Origin of the sequence: Sandarakinorhabdus rubra (assembly GCF_010994245.1) — a bacterium.
In the GTDB taxonomy this organism is placed as follows: domain Bacteria; phylum Pseudomonadota; class Alphaproteobacteria; order Sphingomonadales; family Sphingomonadaceae; genus Sandarakinorhabdus; species Sandarakinorhabdus rubra.
Genome location: NZ_WMHO01000276.1, coordinates 1 through 2893, shown reverse-complemented (window position 1 = coordinate 2893; position 2893 = coordinate 1). Strand labels below are relative to the sequence as shown.

The 2893-nt window shown below is 69.8% G+C and carries 2 protein-coding genes and 1 pseudogene; all 3 read left to right on the top strand.

The genetic code is table 11. The features are described from left to right. Positions 1-575, top strand: a 575-nt coding sequence (locus tag GJV64_RS13260; protein ID WP_164157819.1) for a TolC family protein, incomplete at its 5' end; no start/stop codon positions are given. Next, positions 572-2362, top strand: a complete 1791-nt coding sequence (locus GJV64_RS13255) for a type I secretion system permease/ATPase (protein ID WP_164157817.1) — start codon at positions 572-574, stop codon at positions 2360-2362. The genes GJV64_RS13260 and GJV64_RS13255, both read left to right, overlap by 4 nt. Then, positions 2359-2893 (top strand): annotated as a pseudogene (locus GJV64_RS13250) (HlyD family type I secretion periplasmic adaptor subunit); the annotation flags it as partial. The gene GJV64_RS13255 and the pseudogene GJV64_RS13250, both read left to right, overlap by 4 nt.

The window sequence follows — 2893 nt, the reverse complement described above, 5'->3', positions numbered from 1 at the left end:
GCGCCGCCCGCGCCGATGCCGAATCGCGTCGCGCTGCCGCGCGCGCTGCCGGTGCCGATCGCATGCCGCGCTTCGACGCGCGCGTGACCGGCAGCAGCTATGATCTGCTGCGCGGTGGCCGCCCGGATTATGACGTGCGCGCGCTGGTCAGCATGACGGCGCGTTTCTCCACCGGCGGCGCCGAAGCGGCGCGGGTAGCCGAATTGAATGCCACCGCCCGACGTGCGCGCTTCCTGGCACAGCGTCTTGAGCTGGAAAACGCCCGCGAATTGGCCGAGGCCGAGGCCCAGGCAACGGCGCTGGCCGAAGCCCTGCCCTCCCAGCACAATGCCTATGCCGACGCAGTGCGCGCCCGCGACCTGTTCGCCGTGCGCTTTGCCGCCGCGCGTGGCACCCTGTTCGACCTGTTGACCGCCGAGCGTGAGCAGTTCGAGGCTGGTCTGCAGCTGGCCGATGCCGAGCTGCGGCTCGACGTGGCGCGCTGGCTGCTGCTGGCCCGGCGCGGCACGCTTCTGAACGTGATCGACGGCGCACCCTCAAGGCCGGCCACTGTCGGGCCGTCCTTGAAGCCATGAAGGATCTCCTCTCCCGCTGGCTGCCGCCCTGGCTGGTCGATGCCCTGATCGCTCACCGCTCCACCTATTATCGCGCGGCGGTGGCGGCGCTGTTCACCAACATCTTCGCGCTGGCGTCTTCGCTGTTCTCGATGGTGGTCTACAACCGCATCGTGCCGGCCGGCGCTACCGCCTCGCTGATCGCCCTGTCGGTGGGCATCGCGGTGGTGCTGCTGTTCGATTTCATCCTGCGCGTGCTGCGCGGCTGGTTCGTGGACATGGCCGGCCGCGATGTCGATGCCGCCCTGGGGGACCAGATGTTCCAGCGCCTGCTGGGCATGCGACTGGCCGACCGGCAGGGCTCTTCGGGCGCCTTTTCCGGCCTGCTGCGCGAACTGGAGACGGTGCGCGAGACGCTGGCCTCCACCACCCTTGTGGCACTCGTCGATCTGCCCTTCACCCTGCTGTTCATCGCCGTCATCGCGCTGATCGGCGGCCAGTTGGTGCTGGTGCCGCTGCTGATGGTGCCGGTGGTGGTGCTGGCCAGCCTGGCCGTGCAGCCGGCGCTCGACCGGCTGGCGCGCGAGAATCTGGGCCAGGGCTTTTCCAAGCAGGGCGTCGTGGTGGAAACGGTAGCGGGCCTCGAAACCGTGAAGGCCGGGCGCGCCGGGCCGATGCTGGAGGCGCGCTGGCACCAGGCCTCGACCGAAAACGCCGGCAGCGCGCTGTCGAGCCGGCTCCTGTCGGCCGTCGCCATCAACGTCGCGCAATCGGCGCAGACCATCGCCTATGTTGGCACCGTCATCCACGGCGTGTTCCTGATCGCCGATGGCACGCTCACCTCCGGCGCGCTGATCGCCGCCTCCATCCTGTCGGGGCGCGTCGTGGCGCCGCTGGGCCAGGTCGCCAGCCTGCTCACCCGCCTGTCGGCGACACGCGCCGCCGTTGGCCGGCTCAACCAGTTCATGTCTACCCCGGCCGAACCGGGCGCCAGCGCCAGTGTGCGCCGGCTGTGGCTGAAGGGCGGGATCGAGCTGGCCGATGTCACCTTCCGTTATCCCGGCAAGGGCCAGCCGGCGCTCAGCGGCGTGTCGCTGCGCATCGCGCCTGGCGAACGGGTCGGCATCATCGGCAAGGTGGGCTCGGGCAAATCCTCCATCGCCCGGCTGGCGCTGGGCCTCTATCAGCCCGACAGTGGCCAGGTGCTGATCGACGGAGCCGACATCCGCCAGTTCCACCCTGATGACCTCAGGCAGAATGTTGGCGCCGTGCTGCAGGACGTGACGCTCTTCTCCGGCTCGATCCGCGACAACATCACTTTGCGCGATCCCGGCATCGATGATGCCGAGATGCTGCGCGTCGCCCGCCTGTCGGGCACCTACGAGATCATCGGCGCGCTGGAGAACGGCTTTGACCTGATGCTGGCCGATCGCGGCGAAGGCCTGTCCGGCGGCCAGAAACAGGGCATCGCCATCGCCCGCGCGCTGGCCGGCAAGCCCTCCATCCTGGTGTTCGACGAGCCGACCAGCGCCATGGACAACCAGGCCGAGGCGCAACTGGTGGAACGGCTGATCGAGGAACTGCGCGGCCGCACTGTGTTGCTCGTTACCCACCGTCCGGCCATGCTCAAGCTGGTGGACCGGGTGATCGTGATGGCCAACGGCAAGGTGGCCGCCGATGGCCCGCGCGATGCCGTGCTGCGCACCCTGTCGGGCCAGGGACCAGTCACGCCTGAGCGCGAGCGCCCGACCCCGCCGCCCACCGGGCCGGTGGGCTGGACCAGCCAGAAATGGGGCCGGCCATCATGAGCCGGCTTTCCGATCGTCTGGAAGCCATCCGCCTGAAGGAGCAGGATTTTCCCAGCCTGCTGCTGTTTGCCATCGTGGCCTTTTCAACAATCATGCTGCTGTGGGCGGCACTGGCGCGGCTGGACGTGACGATCACCGCGCCCGGCCGGCTGATCCCGGCGTCGCAGCTGCAGATCCTGTCCAACCTCGAAGGCGGCACGCTGGCCGAGATCCGGGTGCGGCCCGGCATGCAGGTGAAGAAGGGCGACCTGCTCATCCGGCTCGATCCGGTGCTGCGAGCGTCTGATGCGGCCGCCGGCCAGGCCAGCCTTGATGCCCTGAATGCCCGTGCCCAGCGACTGTCTGCCGAGGCCACCGGCCAGACGCCGACGCTCGACACGCCGGGCCTGAAGACCATTGATCCCACCATCCGCGCCAGCGAGGCGGCGCTGGCCCGCACCGAGCAGAGCGCGCTGGCCGGCGAACGGGCGATGGCGCTGGCCCGTGCCGACCAGGCCCAGCGCGCCGTGGGCGAGGCCGACGCCGCGCTGA